The sequence below is a fragment of the Pseudomonas sp. AC255 genome, assembly GCF_979258175.1.
Window position 1 is genome coordinate 1,498,575 of sequence record NZ_OZ409841.1, and the last position, 17,327, is coordinate 1,515,901.

Here is a 17,327-nt window from a genome sequence, read left to right on the forward strand (position 1 = left end):
CATGACCGGTAAAGTTGTAACCGATTCTTGACACTATTCCATGCGCCATGGGGCGACGATCTGTTGCACAATACGCCCCGGACTGTTTTCCCTCAGGATGTTCAATGTTGATTTCCACTCCCATGCGTGTTGTCGGGCTGGCGCTTTTGTTGACTGCGGTGGCCGGTTGTTCGAAGGACAAGCCGATCTATGAGCATGAGAACTTCGATGACTCCGGCACCTTTTCGCGCAATTACCCGGTAACCGACACCGCCAGTTGCGAAGCGGCCCGGCGCGCGTTGCTCAGTCAGGGCTACATCATTACCAGCAGTGATCCCAAACTGGTCAGCGGGCACAAGAGCTTCCAGCAGACCGGCGAGACGCACCTCGAGATCAGTTTCAACGTGGTCTGCGCCGAAGATGGCAGCGCCGGGCATCATGCGACGGTGTTCGCCAACGCCTTGCAGGACCGTTATGCGCTGAAGAAGACCAACAACTCGGCCAGCCTCGGGGTTGGTGTGTTGGGCTCGGTGTCGATGCCGATCGGCTCCTCGGACGACTCGATGGTCAAGGTCGCCAGTGAGACGGTCATTGCGCAGAAGTTCTACGAGCGTTTCTTCACACTGGTGGAGCAGTTCCTGCCCGCCGATGCGAAGAAAGCTGCACACATCGAAGAAAAGCCGAAAACCGATCTTGGTGTGCCAGAACCAAAAGCGGCACCTGCACCTGCGCCTCTGGCGCCGACACCTGCAGCGGAACCGGCCCCCGCGCCGGCTGCGGAACCTGCACCGGCCCCGGTTGAAGCCGCGCCAGTGAGTTCCGAGCCGGTGGTACCGCCAGCGGAGTCGACGCCGATTACGCCTGCGCCAGCGCCAGTGGAAGAGCCAGCGCCGGCCAGCGAAACCATCACCCCGCCGACCAACCCGGATATTCCGCCACCATCCGAGCCGATTCCGGCGATGCCTGCGTCGGGCCAATAAGAAACCAAGCGAAACCCTGTGGGAGCGAGCCTGCTCGCGAAGCGGTGTATCAGTCGACAGATGATTAGACTGACACACCGCTTCGCGAGCAGGCTCGCTCCCACAGTGGTTTTCGGGTTGGCTTAAAATCTGGTAACACACCTGCGGCATCATCGCCGCGATAAATCCCCAACCACCTGCTACGTTTTATTCATGAAGGCAGCGTTTCACTTTTCCTTCACACGGGCACTTTATGCTCGGGGCACAGGTCGATTGATCAGGCCATTTTCATAGCGAGCACTTGGGGGATTCATACGATGGATGAGTATCAGGAAGAACTGCTTGAATACCAGGCCTTTGAACTGGATCAACCGGAACCGGCTGACGACGCGACGGAACTCTGAGCTTCAGGCCCCCGAGCGGTAATTTCGTCGGGATTCGCCGGGCGTCTGCCCGCTCCAGCGCTTGAATGCGCGCTGGAAGGCTTCAGCTGAGGCGAAGCCCAGCAGGTAGGCGATTTCGCCGAATGCCAGTTCGGTGTCGCGGATGTAGGTCATCGCCAGGTCGCGGCGTGTGTCATTGAGGATCGCGCGAAATTGCGTGCCTTCCTCAGTGAGCTTGCGGCGCAAGGTCCAGGTCGGCAGTTTCAGGCGTGCCGCGACTTCTTCAAGGTCCGGCTCGCGGCCGCCATTGAGCAGCGGGCCGAGCAACTGAGTGATGCGCTCGCGCAGGCTGCGGGTGCGGGTCAGTTGTTCCAGCTCCCGCTCGCACAATTGCAGCAGATGTCGCCAGGTGCTCGGGCAATGTTCAGGGTTGCGCAGGGCGAGGCTGCTCAGGCTCAGGCGCAGTTGGTTGCGCTCGGCGCTGAACTGGATCGGGCAGTCGCCGAGCATTGTGTAGGCGTCGCGGTAATCCGGCGCTTCGAATTCGATTTCAATTCGCTCGGCGCGCAACGTTTCGCCGCAAAGGCTCGACAACTGATGCAGCCAGCCGGCGAGGATCGAGTCGACCACGAAGCGGTTATAGGTGTTGTACGGGCTGATCGAGTAGAAGCGCAGCCAGGCACCGTTGGCATCTTCATGAAAACTGGACTGCCCGCGATAGTTCGAGCCGTAAAGCGGCTCGAAGCGCGTCAGGCAGCGGGCCGCTTCACGCACGGTGGGTGCTTGCGCCGCAGTGATGCCGGCCAGACCGGCCTGATTCAAGCGGATCATCCGGCCCATGCGCAGGCCCAGGGCCGGGTCGCCGGTGAGTTGAATCGCCGCATGGCCGAGGCGCATGTAACGCGGGATCGACAAGCGCGCCCCGGCCTCGGCCAGTCGCGCGGCATCAAGGCCATATTGTTCAAGCAGAGGCAGCGGATCGACGTCGTGGCTGCGCACGGCATCGGCCAGACTATGGACGAAGCCCACTGACAGATCCCCGAGGCGCATCGGCTGTGGCTTCATGGTTTACAGCCAGACGTTCAGCAAGCGCGCACCACGGGCCTCGCCATCGGCGAACTGCTGACCGTTGCTGCTGAGGAAGCTTGTGCCGGTACTCGACTTGTCCCAGAACTGCCCGCGCATGAACACACTGACGCCGGCAATCGCGTGGCTGCTTGGCGGTTGCGCGGTGAGGGTCAGTCGGTGCCAGGCCTGACCTTCACTGAGGTCGCCGGGCTTGAGGCTGACCGAGCCCGGCGTGCTCGAACCCTTGTAGCCACGCCATGGCTTGTCCCAGGCGCCTTGGCCAATAACCTGCGCCGGCACGGCCACCAGTTGCGCGCCTTGCTCATCGAGGGTGCGGTAGTTGGCGGGGTACCAGCTGTCACTGCCGATCAGGATGCCCAAGCGTCCGGCCGGTGTGTCGACGACCTGGATGGCGTGTTTATCTTCGGCCTGAATCACACCTTGCTGATCAAAGATCGGATGCATCTGCCGCTGCGGCTGGCCCAACGGTACGCCGTCGCGACCAAACACCACGCTGCTGTTGAACAGGGCGCCGCTGCCGGGCTTGAGCCGGCCGTCGCGGATGCTTGGCTCCGGCAGCACGATGGAGCCGGCCACCAGGGTGACCTGGAACTCCTTGGCCAGACCGCCGAACAGCGCCTGGTAATCCTTGGCCATGGCTTTCGCTTTCATCCGCAGATAAGCGTCATCCAGGCGTTGCTCGCCCTTGGCCCGCAGCCACGCTCGGGCAAACAGCAGTGGATTGCTCGCCGCCAGCCAGTTCATTGCCTCCGCCAGCGTTGGCGCCTGATACAACTCGTCTTTCTCGCCGCTGATCATCAGCCAGGTGCCGACGTGCTCGGGCAACACCACCACGGTTTTTTCGTTGAGCAAGCCCTGATCGCGGGCCTGCTGCAGATACGCCGCGAGTTTGCGGTGCAGGCGTGCGGAGCTTTGGTAATCGGTGGGGAACAGTTCGGGCTGGATGCCGAGCAGATTGCCACGGTCGCCGGGCGTGCCCTGATTGACGGCGAGCTTGATGCGCAGGTCCGACAGGTAATGTCCCGCCGGCCGGTCTGCCGCCCACATGGCGTAGGTGGTCAGGGCGGCAACGAGGGCCATGGAGAAAAACAGATACAGAAGTTTGCGCATGAAAACCAACAACAGCCGGGTACAGGATGTGCCGACTAGGGTAGGGCTCATGGCCCGGGTTGCCAAGGGGCGCTGTGCATTTGGATCAATAACTTGTCAGTTACGGTCATTGAGTGACAGCGGTGCGACTCTTAGTCTGTCGAACATGACTGACGGGGGACGCAGAGCTCCCGCAACTTTTCCGTGATCGCTCGTTGTGGAGTTACCGATGACCGCCGCTCATTACCCGCATCTGCTGGCCCCGCTGGACCTGGGATTCACCACGCTGCGCAACCGTACCCTGATGGGCTCGATGCACACTGGCCTTGAAGAAAAGCCGGGTGGCTTCGAGCGCATGGCGGCGTACTTCGCCGAACGTGCCCGTGGCGGTGTCGGCCTGATGGTCACCGGCGGCATCGGCCCGAATGACGAGGGCGGCGTGTATTCCGGCGCGGCCAAGCTCACTACCGAGGAAGAGGCGCTCAAGCACCGCATCGTCACTCGCGCGGTGCACGAGGCGGGCGGCAAGATCTGCATGCAGATTCTTCACGCCGGGCGTTACGCCTACAGCCCGAAACAAGTAGCACCGAGCGCGATTCAGGCGCCGATCAACCCGTTCAAGCCCAAAGAGCTGGACGAAGAGGGCATCGAAAAACAGATCAGCGATTTCGTCACCTGCTCGGTATTGGCGCAAACCGCCGAATACGACGGCGTCGAGATCATGGGCTCGGAAGGTTACTTCATTAACCAGTTCCTCGCCGCGCACACCAACCACCGCACTGACCGCTGGGGTGGCAGCTACGAAAACCGCATGCGCCTGCCGGTAGAAATTGTCCGTCGTGTGCGCGAAGCGGTCGGGCCGAATTTCATCATCATCTTCCGCCTGTCGATGCTCGATCTGGTCGAAGGTGGCAGCACCTGGGATGAAATCGTCATGCTGGCCAAAGCCATCGAGCAGGCCGGTGCGACCATCATCAACACTGGTATCGGCTGGCACGAAGCGCGGATTCCGACCATCGCCACCAAGGTTCCGCGTGCAGCGTTCAGCAAGGTTACGGCCAAGTTGCGCGGCTCGGTGAGCATCCCGCTGATCACCACCAACCGCATCAATACCCCGGAAATTGCCGAGCAGATTCTTGCCGAGGGCGATGCCGACATGGTCTCCATGGCCCGACCATTCCTCGCCGATCCGGACTTCGTCAACAAAGCCGCCGAAGGCCGCGCCGACGAAATCAACACCTGCATCGGCTGCAACCAGGCGTGCCTCGACCACACCTTTGGCGGCAAGCTCACCAGTTGCCTGGTCAACCCGCGCGCCTGCCACGAAACCGAACTCAATTACCTGCCGGTGCAGCAGATCAAGAAAATCGCCGTGGTCGGTGCCGGCCCTGCCGGCTTGTCTGCCGCCACCGTGGCCGCCGAGCGCGGTCATCAGGTGACGTTGTTCGATTCGGCCAGTGAGATCGGTGGCCAGTTCAACATTGCCAAGCGCGTGCCGGGCAAGGAAGAGTTTTTCGAAACCCTGCGCTACTTCAACCGCAAGCTGCAAACCACCAATGTCGAGGTGTGCCTGAACACCCGCGTCGACGTTGCGAAACTGGTCGAAGGCGGTTACGACGAGATCATCCTTGCCACCGGTATCGCCCCGCGCGTGCCGGCGATTCCGGGCATCGAAAATGCCAAGGTGCTGAGTTATCTGGATGTGATCCTCGAGCGCAAACCGGTCGGCAAGCGTGTCGCGGTAATCGGTGCGGGCGGGATCGGTTTCGATGTCTCGGAATTTCTCGTTCATCAAGGCGTAGCCACCAGTCTGGATCGCGCGGCGTTCTGGAAAGAGTGGGGCATCGACACGCAACTGGAGGCCCGTGGTGGTGTGGCGGGAATCAAAGCGGCACCGCATGCGCCGGCCCGTGAGGTGTTCCTGTTGCAGCGCAAGAAAACCAAGGTCGGCGACGGTCTGGGCAAAACCACCGGCTGGATTCACCGCACCGGTCTGAAGAACAAACAGGTGCAGATGCTCAACAGCGTCGAATACCTGAGCATCGATGACCAAGGCTTGCACATTCGCATCGGCGAGTCCGGCGAGCCGCAACTGCTGGCAGTGGACAACATCGTGATCTGCGCGGGGCAGGATCCGTTGCGTGAGTTGCACGATGGTCTGGTTGAAGCCGGGCAGAACGTGCACTTGATCGGCGGCGCGGATGTGGCGGCGGAGCTGGACGCCAAGCGCGCGATCAATCAGGGTTCGCGGCTGGCGGCTGAGTTGTAAACACATTCTGTAGGAGCTGCCGAAGGCTGCGATCTGTTGATCCTGATTTCAAAAGCAAGATCAAAAGATCGCAGCCTGCGGCAGCTCCTACTAGTATGTGGTCTTTTCCAGATTGTGCAGTGCCCATGCTTTTGCCTCCCCCAACTGGCTACCCCCGGCCCCTCTCGAACCGCTCTATCTGGACTGGCTTGCAGTTGCCGGCATCGAGGTCGCGATCCTGCGCCTGGACCGCATCGACCCGCTGATCAGCGGCAACAAGTGGTTCAAACTCGTCGAACACCTCAAAGCCGCCGAGCGTGCCGGTGCCGAGGGCATCATCAGCCTCGGCGGTGCGCATTCCAATCACCTGCATGCGCTGGCGGCGGCGGGCAAGCGGCTGGGTTTCAAAACCGTGGGACTGCTGCGCGGGCACCCGCAGGACACGCCGACAGTGCGGGATCTGCAAGCGTTTGACATGCAGTTGCATTGGCTGGGTTACGCCGGCTATCGCGCGCGGCACGAAGCGGGATTCTGGACGCCATGGCAAGCGCAATATCCGACGCTGCGTGCAGTGCCCGAGGGCGGTGGTGGACTGGCCGGCGCACTGGGTTGCGCAGCGATCAGGCAGCAAGCCGAAGAGCAATTGGCCAAGCTGGGCTGGGATGATTTCGACGCCTGGTGGCTGGCCTGCGGCACCGGCACGACACTGGCCGGGCTGGCGCTCGCCGAGAAAGGCAAGCGCGCGGTGTACGGTGCTCTGGCGGTACCGGATGATCACGGCGTAGCGCCGAACATCGAGTCGATCCTCGCGCCCGCCACCGAGCATGCGGCGGGCTATCAACTGATCGACGCCAGCCGTGGTGGTTTCGCCAAAGTTGACGAGGCGTTGCTGACCTTCATCGATCAGACCGAGCAAACCAGCGGCATCCCTTTGGAACCGCTGTACACCGGCAAGGCCTTGCTGGCGCTCAAGCAGCATGTCGAAGCAGGCGAATTTGCCATCGGCACGCGTCTGATCTTTATCCACACGGGGGGCTTGCAGGGGCGACGCGGATTTGCAAAGACATAGCCGATGGACGCGATCAGTACATGCCAGCGTTTCGGCGTAATGATATTTGCAACACACAAAAGTCTTGTTTGTACGGTTTATTATTTCTGCTTATTTAAAGTTGTTGGTGTGCGTTGATCTGTGGGCGTAACTCTATGTTGCTTATATCTTGTAGGTTCTTTTGATTTGAATAGTTTGTTGTGCGTGATTATTGTTGGTTCGGCTCTTTAGTTTGTTATTAAAGATCATAATTATATTTGTAAATTTGAGTGTGAATATGAAAAGTCCGATCTCCAAGCCTCGCCCCACTACCACTACACCAAAGCCAGTGGCGCCAACCAAACCCGTAGCACCGACCAAACCAGTGGCGCCGACAAAACCAGTGGCACCAACCAAGCCAGTAGCACCAACCAAACCGGTAGCGCCGACCAAGCCGGTAGCGCCGACCAAGCCGGTAGCGCCAACCAAGCCAGTAGCACCAACCAAACCGGTAGCGCCGACCAAGCCAGTGGCACCAACCAAACCGGTAGCGCCGACCAAGCCAGTGGCGCCAACCAAGCCAGTAGCACCGACCAAACCAGTGGCGCCAACCAAACCGGTAGCGCCAACCAAACCAGTGGCGCCGACCGCACCAGTAGCGCCGGTCGATACCAAGCGTCCGCCAATGCCATGGCCGACTCTTAACATCAACATCGATCCGGTGGCCTTGATTACGCTGATTCAAACACTCGGTGCGACCGTCAATGTCGATGGTTCGACCACACTGCCTGACGGTAGCGTGGTTGACGTTGATAAGACTTCGATCAAGCGTCCCGACGGCATCATTCAATATGACGACGGCCGGGTAGAGTATCCGGACGGGCGAATCGTATGGTCTGATAATACCGTTGAATATCCGGATGGCCGTATTGTCTGGGAAGATGGTACTGAACAATTGCCTGACGGAAGCGTTAAACATCCCGATGGTAGTGCGTACGACGCAGAGGGCAACCTTGTTTCAGAGTAAGTAATAACCGGGCAATATATTTATTTAAGACAGTGCAAAAAAACACCGCTGATTGTCATGGATCAGCGGTGTTCCGGTTATCGGCCTCAGGCGTTTTGCGGCATCTCACCGTTGGCCAGACGCTTGTTGATGTCGGCGATCACTTCCGGCAGATCGCTGATGGTGTCGATCATGTAATGCGGCCGCGAACTTGCGAACAGCGCGTGGATGCGCTGGCGCTCGCTGGCCAGTTCATCGCTGCCCAGCGCGCGGAAACCCTCATAATCCAGACCCAGCGCGTTGCCCGAGCAAATCAGCGCAACCGTCCACATGCCGGCCCGGCGGCCTTCGAGAATGCCCGGCACGGTGTCGTCGATCTTCACGCACGCTGCAACATCGTCGATGCCCAGAGCGATCACGTTGGCCAACGCTTGCGCCGGCCATGGACGACCGTTTGGCACTTCGTCGGTGGCGACCACGTGGTCGGCGACGTAGCCGTTGCTGGCGGCGAGTTCGACGACTTTGTCCATCACCGCTTTCGGGTAGCCGGAGCAGGAACCGATCTTGATCCCTTGCTGGCGCAGTTGGGCGATGGCGTCCAGCGCGCCGGGAATCAGTGCCGAGTGCTCGGCGATTTTCTCGATCTGCAACGGCATGAAGCGGTTGTAGATAGCGGTGACGTCATCGTCGGTCGGCGTGCGACCGAATACCTTGCGATAACGCTCGGCCACTTGCGGCTGATCACAGAGGGTGCGGATGTGATCCCACTTGCCCATGCCCATCGGCCCACGGGCCTCTTCGATCGACACCTGCACATCGAACTCGGCGAAGGCTTCGACGAAGATCTGCGTCGGCGCGAACGAGCCGAAATCGACCACGGTACCGGCCCAGTCGAGGATCGCGGCTTGCAGCTTGCTTGGATTGGTGTAGTTCATGGCAATCAATTCCTGATTTGAAAATGAGATCAAAATGTGGGAGCGAGCCTGCTCGCGAAAGCGGTCTGACATCAGCGTATGTGTCGCCTGGGACGACGCTTTCGCGAGCAGGGGATTTTTGGTGAGGCTCAGATATCGAGCACTTCCATCTCGCGCAGCACTTCACCCACTGCTGCCACGGCCTGGCGCATTTCGTCCGGGGTGACGTGGCCGATGCAGCCGACGCGGAAAGTTTCGACCTGGGTCAGCTTGCCGGGGTAGAGGATGTAACCCTTGGCCTTGACCCGCTCATAGAAGTCCTTGAACTGGTAGCGCGGATCCTGCGGCGCATGGAAAGTGGCGATGATCGGCGCCTGAATCGCCGCCGGCAGGAAGCTGCGCAAGCCGAGCTCGTTCATCTCTTCCATCAGCGCCTGACAGTTGGCGGCATAACGCGCATGCCGCGCCGGCAGACCGCCTTCTTCGCGGTATTGCAGCAACGCTTCGTGCAGCGCCGCGACCACATGGGTGGGCGGGGTGAAGCGCCATTGCCCGGTTTTCATCATGTAGGCGTGCTGGTCGTACAGGTCCATCGCCAGCGAGTGCGAGTTACCGGCAGATGCGGCCAGCGATTCCTTGCGGGCGAAGACAAAACCCATCCCCGGTACGCCTTCCAGGCATTTGCCGGAAGCGGCAATCAGCGCGTCGAATGGCACTTGTTGCGCATCCACGGGCAATGCGCCGAATGAGCTCATGGCGTCGATGATCAGACGTTTGCCGTGTTGCGCGACGACCTCGGCTATCTCTGCCAGCGGATTGAGAATGCCGGTGCTGGTTTCGCAGTGGATCAGCGCCACGTGGGTGATGTCAGCGTCGGCGCGCAGCAAGCGGTCGACGTCGGCGGCGGTGGTCGGCTCGTCTTCGGCGGTTTCGAAGGTGCTGAACGAGCGCCCAAGCACTTCGCAGATCTTCGCCAGCCGTTTGCCGTAAGCGCCGTTGATCAGCACGAGGATTTTGCCATCACGCGGTACCAACGTGCCGATCGCCGCTTCGACAGCGAACGTGCCGCTGCCCTGTAACGGTACGCAATGGTGGCTGGCGGCGCCGTTGAGGATGGCCAGCAATTGCTCGCACAGGCTGGCGGTCAGCTGGTTGAAGCGGTCATCCCACGAACCCCAATCGACCATCATGGCCTGACGGGTGCGGGCCGAAGTGGTCAAGGGGCCGGGAGTGAGCAGAATCGGTGCGGCGGTACTCATTCGTTTGTCCTCGCGAAAACGCTGTGGGATGAAGCTACGGGGCCTACGTTGCAATTCGCCGTTGCATCAATCAAATTGTTTGTTGTTATGCCAGTCATCAGTGAGGGTTATCCATGAATCTGTTTCAGCTGCGCGCCTTCGATGCCGTGGCCCGCGAAGGCAGCTTCACCCGCGCGGCTGCGCGGTTGTTCATCAGCCAGCCAGCGGTCACCGGACACATCAAGGCACTGGAAGAGCATTACCAGATCACTTTGCTGCGGCGTACCGCGCGACGGGTGGAACTGACCGAGGAGGGCACCAAACTGGCAGCGATCACCCGCGCCATGTTCGGCCTGGCGGAAGAAGCGCAGACGCTGCTCGAGGCCAATCGGCAATTGTTGACCGGGCGTCTGGAGGTGGCGGCGGATGGGCCGCACATGGTCATGCCGATGCTGGCGAGTTTGCGCGCACGCTATCCGGGCATCACCGTCAACCTGCGTCTGGGCAATGCGCAGGAAACCCTGGCGGCGCTGTTGTCGGAACACGCCGATGTCGCGGTGCTTACCGAGGTCGAGCCGCGCAAGGGCCTGCATCTGCAAGCGCTGAGCAAATCGCGGATCTGCGCGCTGGTGCCGGCGGGGCATCGCTGGGCGAATCGCTCAGGCGAAGTGAAACTCAAGGAGCTGGATCAAGTGATCATGGTCCTGCGCGAGCCGACTTCGATCACCCGCCGCACGTTTGACCAGGCGTGTGCGCAGGCGTCGATTCAGCCGCGGGTGTTGCTGGAGCTGGACAGTCGCGAGGCGGTGACCGAAGCGGTCGCGGCCGAGTTGGGGGTCGGTGTGGTGTCATCGGTGGAGGTCAGTCATGATCCGCGCGTGGTGGCGATCCCGATTGCCGGGGAAGGGCTGGTGAACCGGCACATGATTGGCTGCATGGAGCGCCGGCGCGAGTTGCGCTTGATTCAGGCTTTTTTGATCTGGCGCCAGCCTGAAAACCGTGGCGACTTTTCGCGAGCAGGCTCGCTCCCACATTGCAGAGCGCGGTCCCATGTGGGAGCGAGCCTGCTCGCGAAGGGGCCGATACTGTTTACGCAAGACTCTCGCGAACCATATCGAGAAACGTCGCCACCACCCGCCGCGAACTCTGCTCGCGCAAGCACACCAGGGTTTCGGTCAGGCGCCTCGTGCAATCGGTGATCGGCAACGCGCAGACCCGTGAGTCGGCGCCGAACTCCGCCGCTGAAACCACACCAACCCCGATCCCCACCACCACTGCTTCGCGCGCCGCTTCCCGACCTTCAACCTGAATCGCCGGGCGGATGCGCAAACCTGCGCGGGCCATTTCCTCCTCCAGGGTCTGCCGTGTCACCGAACCGGTCTCACGCAGCACCAGTGGCGTGTCATCCAGATCGGCCAGACAGATCGATTCGCGTTCGGCCCACGGATGATTGCGCGAAACGAACGCCACCATCGGATCGTTGCGCAACGGCACACACAGCAAGCGTTCATCGGTTACGTCGCGGCCGAGCAGCGCCAGATCGGCCTGATAGTTGAACAGGCGAAACAGCGATTCATCGGTATTGCCGGTCTCGATTTTCACGCTGATGCCCGGGTAGCGCTCGCAGAACCGCGCGATCTGCGGCAACACGTGGATCGGCGCGTCCACCGCGAGAATCAGGCTGCCGGTCTGCAGGGCCTGGGATTCCTGCAGCAATTCCTGCGCTTCGGCTTCGATCACGAACAGGCGCTGGGTGATCGCCAGCAGACGCTCGCCCAGGTCGGTCAGGCGTACGGAACGTTTATTGCGGTGAAACAGCAGCACGCCGAAGCGTTCTTCGAGTTTGCGCACCTGGTCGGAAATCGCCGGTTGCGTCAGATAAAGCCGCTCGGCGGCGCGGGTGAAGCTGCCATGGACGGCCACCGCGTGGAACGCTTTGAGTTGGGCGTGAGAGACAGACATGGTGGCTCCAGTAACAAGCTCGGCTTATTTGTGAAATACGATAAATCGATTTTATTTATTAAACAGTAATTGCTTTGATCGGCTCACGCCATCGCTGACTGCTCGGTCGAGCAGCGGCGCCGGCCCATGAGCCTGTGCGTGCAACAGCAGACTCATCTGACCGTTATCGCCGAAGGGAAGGGGCGGTATCGCAGTGCTCAACAATAAAAAACACAGGCGTTTTTCTTAACGATTCTGCCGGCACACTCACACCCTGAGGTCAGAACCACCATGAACAAGCACATCGGCACCCTGGCGCGTTGGCGCGTGCAGATCTTCGCTATTACCTGGCTCGCGTACGCCGCGTTCTACTTCACCCGCAAAGCGTTTTCGGTGGCCAAACTGGGCATCGCCGAAGACCCCGATTTCACCCTCGACAAAATGGCCATGGCCAACCTCGACGCGATCTATCTGGCGGCGTATGCCCTCGGACAGTTCACCTGGGGCATGCTCGCCGATCGCTTTGGCCCGCGAGTCGTAGTGCTTGGCGGTTTGCTGATATCCGCCGCTGCGGCGCTGGTGATGGGCAGTTTCGCTACATTGCCGATCTTCGCCACGTGCATGTTGATTCAAGGTCTGGCGCAGTCCACTGGCTGGTCGGGGCTGTGTAAAAACCTTGGCAGCTTCTTCCCGTCAGAGCAGCGCGGGCGCGTGCTCGGCTTGTGGAGTTCCTGTTACGCGTTTGGTGGTCTGGTCGCCTCGCCGTTCGCCGGCTGGTGGGCCTACACGCTGGTCGGCACCTGGCACGCGGCATTCATTTCCAGCGCGGCGGTGGTCGCGGTGGTGGCCGTGCTGTTCTTTATCTTCCAGCGCAACAAACCGGAAGACGTCGGCTTGCCGGCGGTGGAGCCCGAGCCGGAACTGACCGCCGAGGAAACCGAAGCCAACAGCAAACTCAGCGTGTGGGAGCCGTTAAAGGAAATCCTGCGCAACCGCACGGTGCTGGTGCTGGGCCTGGCGTATTTCCTGCTGAAACCGGCGCGCTACGCGATTCTGTTGTGGGGCCCGGTGATTGTTTTCGAGCAGATGCCCAGTGTCGGCAAGGTCGGCGCGGCGATCATTCCCACCGCGTTTGAACTGGCCGGATTGCTCGGGCCGATCATGATCGGCCTGGCCTCGGACAAACTCTTCGGCGCCCGACGCATGCCGGCCTGCGTGCTGAGTCTGTTGGCGCTGACCGTAACGCTGGCGCTGTTCATGGCTGCGCTGAACACCGGCAGCGTGTTGTTGGTCGTCGCGTTGCTGTTCGTCATGGGCCTGACGTTGTACGGCCCGGACTCGATGATCAGCGGTGCGGCCGCCATCGATTTCGGCAAGGCCAAGGCCGGTGCCACCGCCGCCGGTTTCGTCAACGGCTGCGGCTCCGTAGGCGCGGTGCTCGGCGGTTTGCTACCGGGCTACTTCGACTCGGTGACGGTGTTCATCGTCTTCGCCGGATGCGCGCTGTTCTCGGCGCTGGTGCTGATTCCGCACTGGAACAGTCGGCCGGTCGGCGTGATGGAGTCGCGCGCGGCGATCCCCAACTGCCCGCTGAGCGTCAAACCGCTGCGTTCCTGAAACCCTTCGCCCCGTGGCCTGCTGCGCGGTGCGCGGCAGGCTGCGTCGTGGCTTTCTGACTGGAGATTTCCCATGCGACCGTTCTGGCTCGAGCAAGCCTTGCAGGCCGACCCATCCGAGCAGTGTCCACCGCTGCAAGGCGAGGTGCGCACCGATGTGTGCATCGTTGGCGGCGGCTACACCGGATTGTGGACGGCGATCATGCTCAAGCAGCAAAACCCCGAGCTGGAGGTGCTGCTGATCGAGGCGGACATCTGCGGCGCTGGCGCCAGTGGCCGCAATGGCGGCTGTGCGCTGTCGTGGTCGGCGAAATATTTCACCCTGGAACGCTTGTTCGGCGTCGACGAGGCGGTGCGTCTGGTCAAGGAATCCGAGCGCAGCATCCATGCGATCGGCGAGTTCTGCGAGCAGTACGGCGTCGATGCCGACTACCGCCTCGACGGCACGCTGTATACCGCGACCAATCGCGCCCAGGTCGGCGCAACTGACGCGGTGATCGCGGCGCTGGAGCGTAACGGCATCAACTCGTTCAGCCAGCGACCGCTCGCCGATGTGCAGCGCATGGCTGGTTCAGCAAAACACCTGGAGGGCTGGTTTTCCCCGGCGGCTGCCAGCGTGCAACCGGGCAAACTGGTGCGCGGCCTGCGCCGGGTGGCGCTGCAATCGGGCGTGAAGATCCATGAAGGCACGGCGATGACCGGGCTGGAAGAGGGCCGCCCGGCACGCATCCACACGCCCGGCGGCAAGGTCATCGCCGACCGGGTGGTGCTGGCGATGAATGCGTGGATGGCCCGCGCGTTTCCTCAGTTCGAGCGCAGTGTGGCGATCGTTTCCAGTGACATGCTGATCACCGAACCGCGCCCGGACCTGTTGCAGCAAATCGGTTTGACCAGCGGCGTCAGCGTCCTCGATTCGCGGATTTTCGTGCATTACTACCACAACACCCCGGACGGCCGGATCATGCTCGGCAAGGGCGGCAACACCTTCGCCTATGGCGGGCGGATGCTGCCGGTGTTCGATCAGCCGTCACCTTATGCCGGCTTGCTCAAGCGCAGTCTCGCGGATTTTTTCCCGGCGTTCGCCGAGGGCAAAATCGACGCGACGTGGAACGGCCCGTCGGATCGTTCGGTGACCGGTTTACCGTTTTTCGGCCAGATGAGCGGGGCGGGCAATGTGTTTTACGGCTTCGGTTATTCCGGCAGCGGCGTCGGCCCGTGTCACATGGGCGGGCAGATTCTCGCCGCGCTGGTGCAAGGCCTGGATAACCCGTGGACCCGCTCGCCGCTGGTCAACGGGCCGCTGGGTTATTTCCCGCCGGAACCCATCCGCTACCTCGGCTCGTTGATGGTGCGCAACGCCATCCGCCGCAAGGAGCGCGCCGAAGATCACGGGCACCGGCCTCGGCATCTGGACGTGCGCCTGGCCAGGTTCGCGGCGGCGGCGGGCAAGGCGGACAAAGGCTGAGGCGCCGATCAATGCTCGGCGCGGTGGCTCAGCCAGTCGAGCAACAGGCTGTCGCGCACGGGCTCTGATTCGCGCTCCGGCGGCTGGCGTGCGTGGCTGAGGCACAGGATCGGTCGGTCCGGATCGCTGTCGAGGAAACTCACCCACACTTCACTGCCGGCACACGGTAATTGATCGATGGCGACGGGGCCGCTGAGCCGACTCATGGCGATCGGCAGCCACAGGGCGTCGCTGGCGGATTTATCTTCAGCCGGCCACAGGCTTACAGCGAGGCAGCCGTTTTCGTCCACTTGCGCAGGTTGCCCAGGCGCACCCGCCACTTTTGCCAAGTGATAACCGGCAATATTCGGGCGAGCTTGTTTGAGTGGCGGACGGAAATCGGTCGACCAGGGCTGCGCAGTGAAGTCGTTGTGATAACGCTGAACGCTTGGCGCCGGATCAAGGATCGAAGGGTGCTGCCCGTGGTGGCGCACCGCGCTGATCAGCCATTGTTCGTTGAAATGATGAATCGGGTGGTCGGCCACAAGCAGCAGTCGTCCACTGAGCAAATCGCTGCAATCACTGCGCCCGTGAATGGAGCGCAACTGGCAGCGTTGGCGTTGCAGATGACGTCGGCTGCGTTGTTCGGCGTGCAGACGTTCCGGCGATCGCGCGGGCATCGGCAACTCGGTCGAGACCTCGTTGGCGGCTTCGGCATTGCCGGTTGGCTGACCGCGATTGCGCACCGCATGCAGCATCGGTACAGGCGCCGCGCGATGCTGTTGATAGAGCGCGCTGACGCAGGGCGACGGTGGTTGCTCATCAGCACTGAAAGGGATTTCGACCGGTTCCTGCGGCAGGCTCAGGCTGTCGTCAGCGAACACCACGACGTGTCCGTCCGGCCCGTGTTCGAAGTGATAGTGGATGCCTTCTTCTTCGCATAGCCGCTGCAGCAGCGCCAGATCGCTTTCTTCGTACTGAATGCAAAACGCCCTTGCCGGGTAGTGACCGACGCTCATTTCAATGCGATAGCTGTGCGCTGGCAGGGCATGTTCTTCGAGCAGTTGTTGAATGATCTGCGGCACACTCAGGTGAGTAAACACGCGGCGCTTATGCGTTTGCGCCAGTTGTTGCAGATGCGGCACCAGAATCAGTCGATAGCCGACCCGATGCGTCCCGCGATGTTCGCAGCTGGCGCTGGAAATGACGCCGTGGAATCCGTGCTGCTCACTGAGCCGCAAAAAGGCTGGCCTGTGCAGGAAGGATCCCGGGACGATGGCCGGGGCCAGTCCGAGCAGTTCAATGTCGAAACGGTAAGGCTGGTTCAGCGCTTCCTCGCCGCGAAAACGCACCACCGGCAGGCGCAATCCGCTGTCGGTCAGCGTAAGGGTGAAGGGACTTTCCTTGTCATTGAGCATTCGAGCAGGCCCTGTCAGGCGATACGGGGTTTCAAGGGTACGAAACCGTCGGGCTGAATGGTCATGTCAAAGGCGCTTTTCAGAATCCCCCTACATGCTTTGGTGAAGATGTCGATTCCGTCGGCTGTTTTTTTGGTCGATTGCCGACTTTAGGCCGTATAAACTTGCCGCCACGCGTCGGCCAATAGATGTCTCGGCGCCACAGATCAAGAGAGTGAGTAATGGGCGCACAGTGGAAGGTTAAACACAAAGAAGCGGCAGCCAACGCCAAAGGGAAGATCTTCGGCAAACTGGTGAAGGAAATCACCATTGCTGCGCGCAACGGTGCCGATACCGCCACCAACGCACACCTGCGTCTGGTGGTCGAACAGGCGAAAAAAGCCTCGATGCCAAAAGAAACCCTCGATCGCGCGATCAAGAAAGGCGCCGGTCTGCTGGGTGAAACCGTGCAATACCATCGCGTGACCTACGAAGGCTTCGCGCCGCATCAGGTGCCGCTGATCGTCGAATGCGTCACCGACAACATCAACCGCACCGTCGCGGAAATTCGTGTGGCGTTCCGCAAGGGCCAGTTGGGCGCTTCGGGTTCGGTGGCGTGGATGTTCAACCACGTCGGCATGATCGAAGCCGCGCCGGACAGCCCGGAAGCCGATCCGGAAATGGCTGCGATCGAAGCCGGTGCCCAGGATTTCGAGCCGGGCGAAGAGGGCGCGACGCTGTTCCTCACCGACCCGACCGACCTCGACGCTGTGCAGAAAGCCCTGCCGGAACAAGGCTTCACCGTGCTCTCAGCCAAGCTCGGCTACCAGCCGAAGAACCCGGTCAGCGGCTTGAGCGACGAGCAGATGGCTGAAGTCGAGGCGTTCCTCGAAGGCCTCGACAACCATGATGACGTGCAGGACATGTTTGTTGGTCTGGCTGGCTGATCCGTCGCGCCAGTAATGACCTCTTCGCGAGCAGGCTAGCTCCCACATTT

General features: G+C 61.3%; 13 protein-coding genes and 2 pseudogenes. 8 read left to right on the top strand and 7 right to left on the bottom strand.

Features of this window, described 5'->3' with window-relative positions; genetic code table 11:
• Positions 1-104 precede the first annotated feature (104 nt).
• Complete coding sequence (locus tag ACZZ0K_RS07040; RefSeq protein WP_150741177.1) at positions 105-959, top strand: DUF2242 domain-containing protein; 855 nt, start codon at positions 105-107, stop codon at positions 957-959.
• A gap of 386 nt (positions 960-1,345) precedes the next feature.
• On the opposite strand, the gene ACZZ0K_RS07045 is transcribed toward ACZZ0K_RS07040, so the two are convergent.
• Both ACZZ0K_RS07045 and ACZZ0K_RS07050 read right to left on the bottom strand, forming a co-directional pair.
• Positions 1,346-2,386 carry an AraC family transcriptional regulator gene (locus ACZZ0K_RS07045; RefSeq protein WP_236168548.1) on the bottom strand — a complete coding sequence of 347 codons (1,041 nt, stop codon included), beginning with the start codon at positions 2,384-2,386 and terminating at the stop codon, positions 1,346-1,348.
• A gap of 3 nt (positions 2,387-2,389) precedes the next feature.
• A complete protein-coding gene (locus ACZZ0K_RS07050; protein ID WP_258706940.1) occupies positions 2,390-3,520 on the bottom strand; it encodes a nitrilase-related carbon-nitrogen hydrolase in 1,131 nt (376 codons plus the stop codon).
• Between the two features lie 208 nt (positions 3,521-3,728).
• Here ACZZ0K_RS07050 and ACZZ0K_RS07055 point away from each other — a divergent pair, with 208 nt between their 5' ends.
• Together ACZZ0K_RS07055 and ACZZ0K_RS07060 are read left to right on the top strand one after the other, a co-directional pair.
• Positions 3,729-5,768, top strand: a complete 2,040-nt coding sequence (locus ACZZ0K_RS07055; RefSeq protein ID WP_056788766.1) for an NADPH-dependent 2,4-dienoyl-CoA reductase — start codon at positions 3,729-3,731, stop codon at positions 5,766-5,768.
• Between the two features lie 125 nt (positions 5,769-5,893).
• Positions 5,894-6,816 (top strand): annotated as a pseudogene (locus ACZZ0K_RS07060) (1-aminocyclopropane-1-carboxylate deaminase/D-cysteine desulfhydrase).
• Positions 6,817-6,957: 141 nt separating this feature from the next.
• Here ACZZ0K_RS07060 and ACZZ0K_RS07065 read toward each other — a convergent pair.
• Positions 6,958-7,482, bottom strand: coding sequence for a collagen-like protein (locus tag ACZZ0K_RS07065; RefSeq protein ID WP_290127737.1), 525 nt, complete (start codon positions 7,480-7,482; stop codon positions 6,958-6,960).
• Between ACZZ0K_RS07065 and ACZZ0K_RS07070 the strand changes: the two genes are divergently transcribed.
• On the top strand, positions 7,460-7,801 hold the full coding sequence (locus ACZZ0K_RS07070; RefSeq protein WP_143498023.1) for a hypothetical protein: 342 nt from the start codon (positions 7,460-7,462) through the stop codon (positions 7,799-7,801). The two genes, ACZZ0K_RS07065 and ACZZ0K_RS07070, sit on opposite strands and share 23 nt — an antisense overlap.
• A gap of 86 nt (positions 7,802-7,887) precedes the next feature.
• On the opposite strand, the gene phnX is transcribed toward ACZZ0K_RS07070, so the two are convergent.
• Positions 7,888-8,715, bottom strand: coding sequence for a phosphonoacetaldehyde hydrolase (gene phnX / locus ACZZ0K_RS07075; protein ID WP_252884494.1), 828 nt, complete (start codon positions 8,713-8,715; stop codon positions 7,888-7,890).
• A 128-nt stretch (positions 8,716-8,843) separates the two neighbouring features.
• Positions 8,844-9,953, bottom strand: a complete 1,110-nt coding sequence (locus tag ACZZ0K_RS07080; protein ID WP_258706938.1) for a 2-aminoethylphosphonate--pyruvate transaminase — start codon at positions 9,951-9,953, stop codon at positions 8,844-8,846.
• Between the two features lie 113 nt (positions 9,954-10,066).
• On the opposite strand from ACZZ0K_RS07080, the pseudogene ACZZ0K_RS07085 reads away from it, so the two are divergent.
• A pseudogene (locus ACZZ0K_RS07085) lies at positions 10,067-10,909 on the top strand (LysR substrate-binding domain-containing protein); the annotation flags it as partial.
• Positions 10,910-11,021: 112 nt separating this feature from the next.
• On the opposite strand, the gene ACZZ0K_RS07090 reads toward ACZZ0K_RS07085, so the two are convergent.
• Positions 11,022-11,894, bottom strand: a complete 873-nt coding sequence (locus tag ACZZ0K_RS07090; protein ID WP_258706936.1) for a LysR family transcriptional regulator — start codon at positions 11,892-11,894, stop codon at positions 11,022-11,024.
• A gap of 270 nt (positions 11,895-12,164) precedes the next feature.
• Between ACZZ0K_RS07090 and ACZZ0K_RS07095 the strand changes: the two genes are divergently transcribed.
• Both ACZZ0K_RS07095 and ACZZ0K_RS07100 read left to right on the top strand, forming a co-directional pair.
• Positions 12,165-13,490: an MFS transporter gene (locus ACZZ0K_RS07095; RefSeq protein ID WP_258706935.1), complete on the top strand. Its 1,326-nt coding sequence runs from the start codon at positions 12,165-12,167 to the stop codon at positions 13,488-13,490.
• Between the two features lie 72 nt (positions 13,491-13,562).
• Entirely contained in the window at positions 13,563-14,954 is a 1,392-nt protein-coding gene (locus tag ACZZ0K_RS07100) for an FAD-dependent oxidoreductase (protein ID WP_258706934.1), read from the top strand.
• A gap of 8 nt (positions 14,955-14,962) precedes the next feature.
• Here the strand turns inward: ACZZ0K_RS07100 and ACZZ0K_RS07105 are convergent, their stop codons facing one another.
• Positions 14,963-16,351: a type VI secretion system Vgr family protein gene (locus ACZZ0K_RS07105; protein WP_258706933.1), complete on the bottom strand. Its 1,389-nt coding sequence runs from the start codon at positions 16,349-16,351 to the stop codon at positions 14,963-14,965.
• Positions 16,352-16,572: 221 nt separating this feature from the next.
• Here ACZZ0K_RS07105 and ACZZ0K_RS07110 point away from each other — a divergent pair, with 221 nt between their 5' ends.
• Positions 16,573-17,277: a YebC/PmpR family DNA-binding transcriptional regulator gene (locus ACZZ0K_RS07110; protein WP_252882301.1), complete on the top strand. Its 705-nt coding sequence runs from the start codon at positions 16,573-16,575 to the stop codon at positions 17,275-17,277.
• Positions 17,278-17,327: the final 50 nt, after the last annotated feature.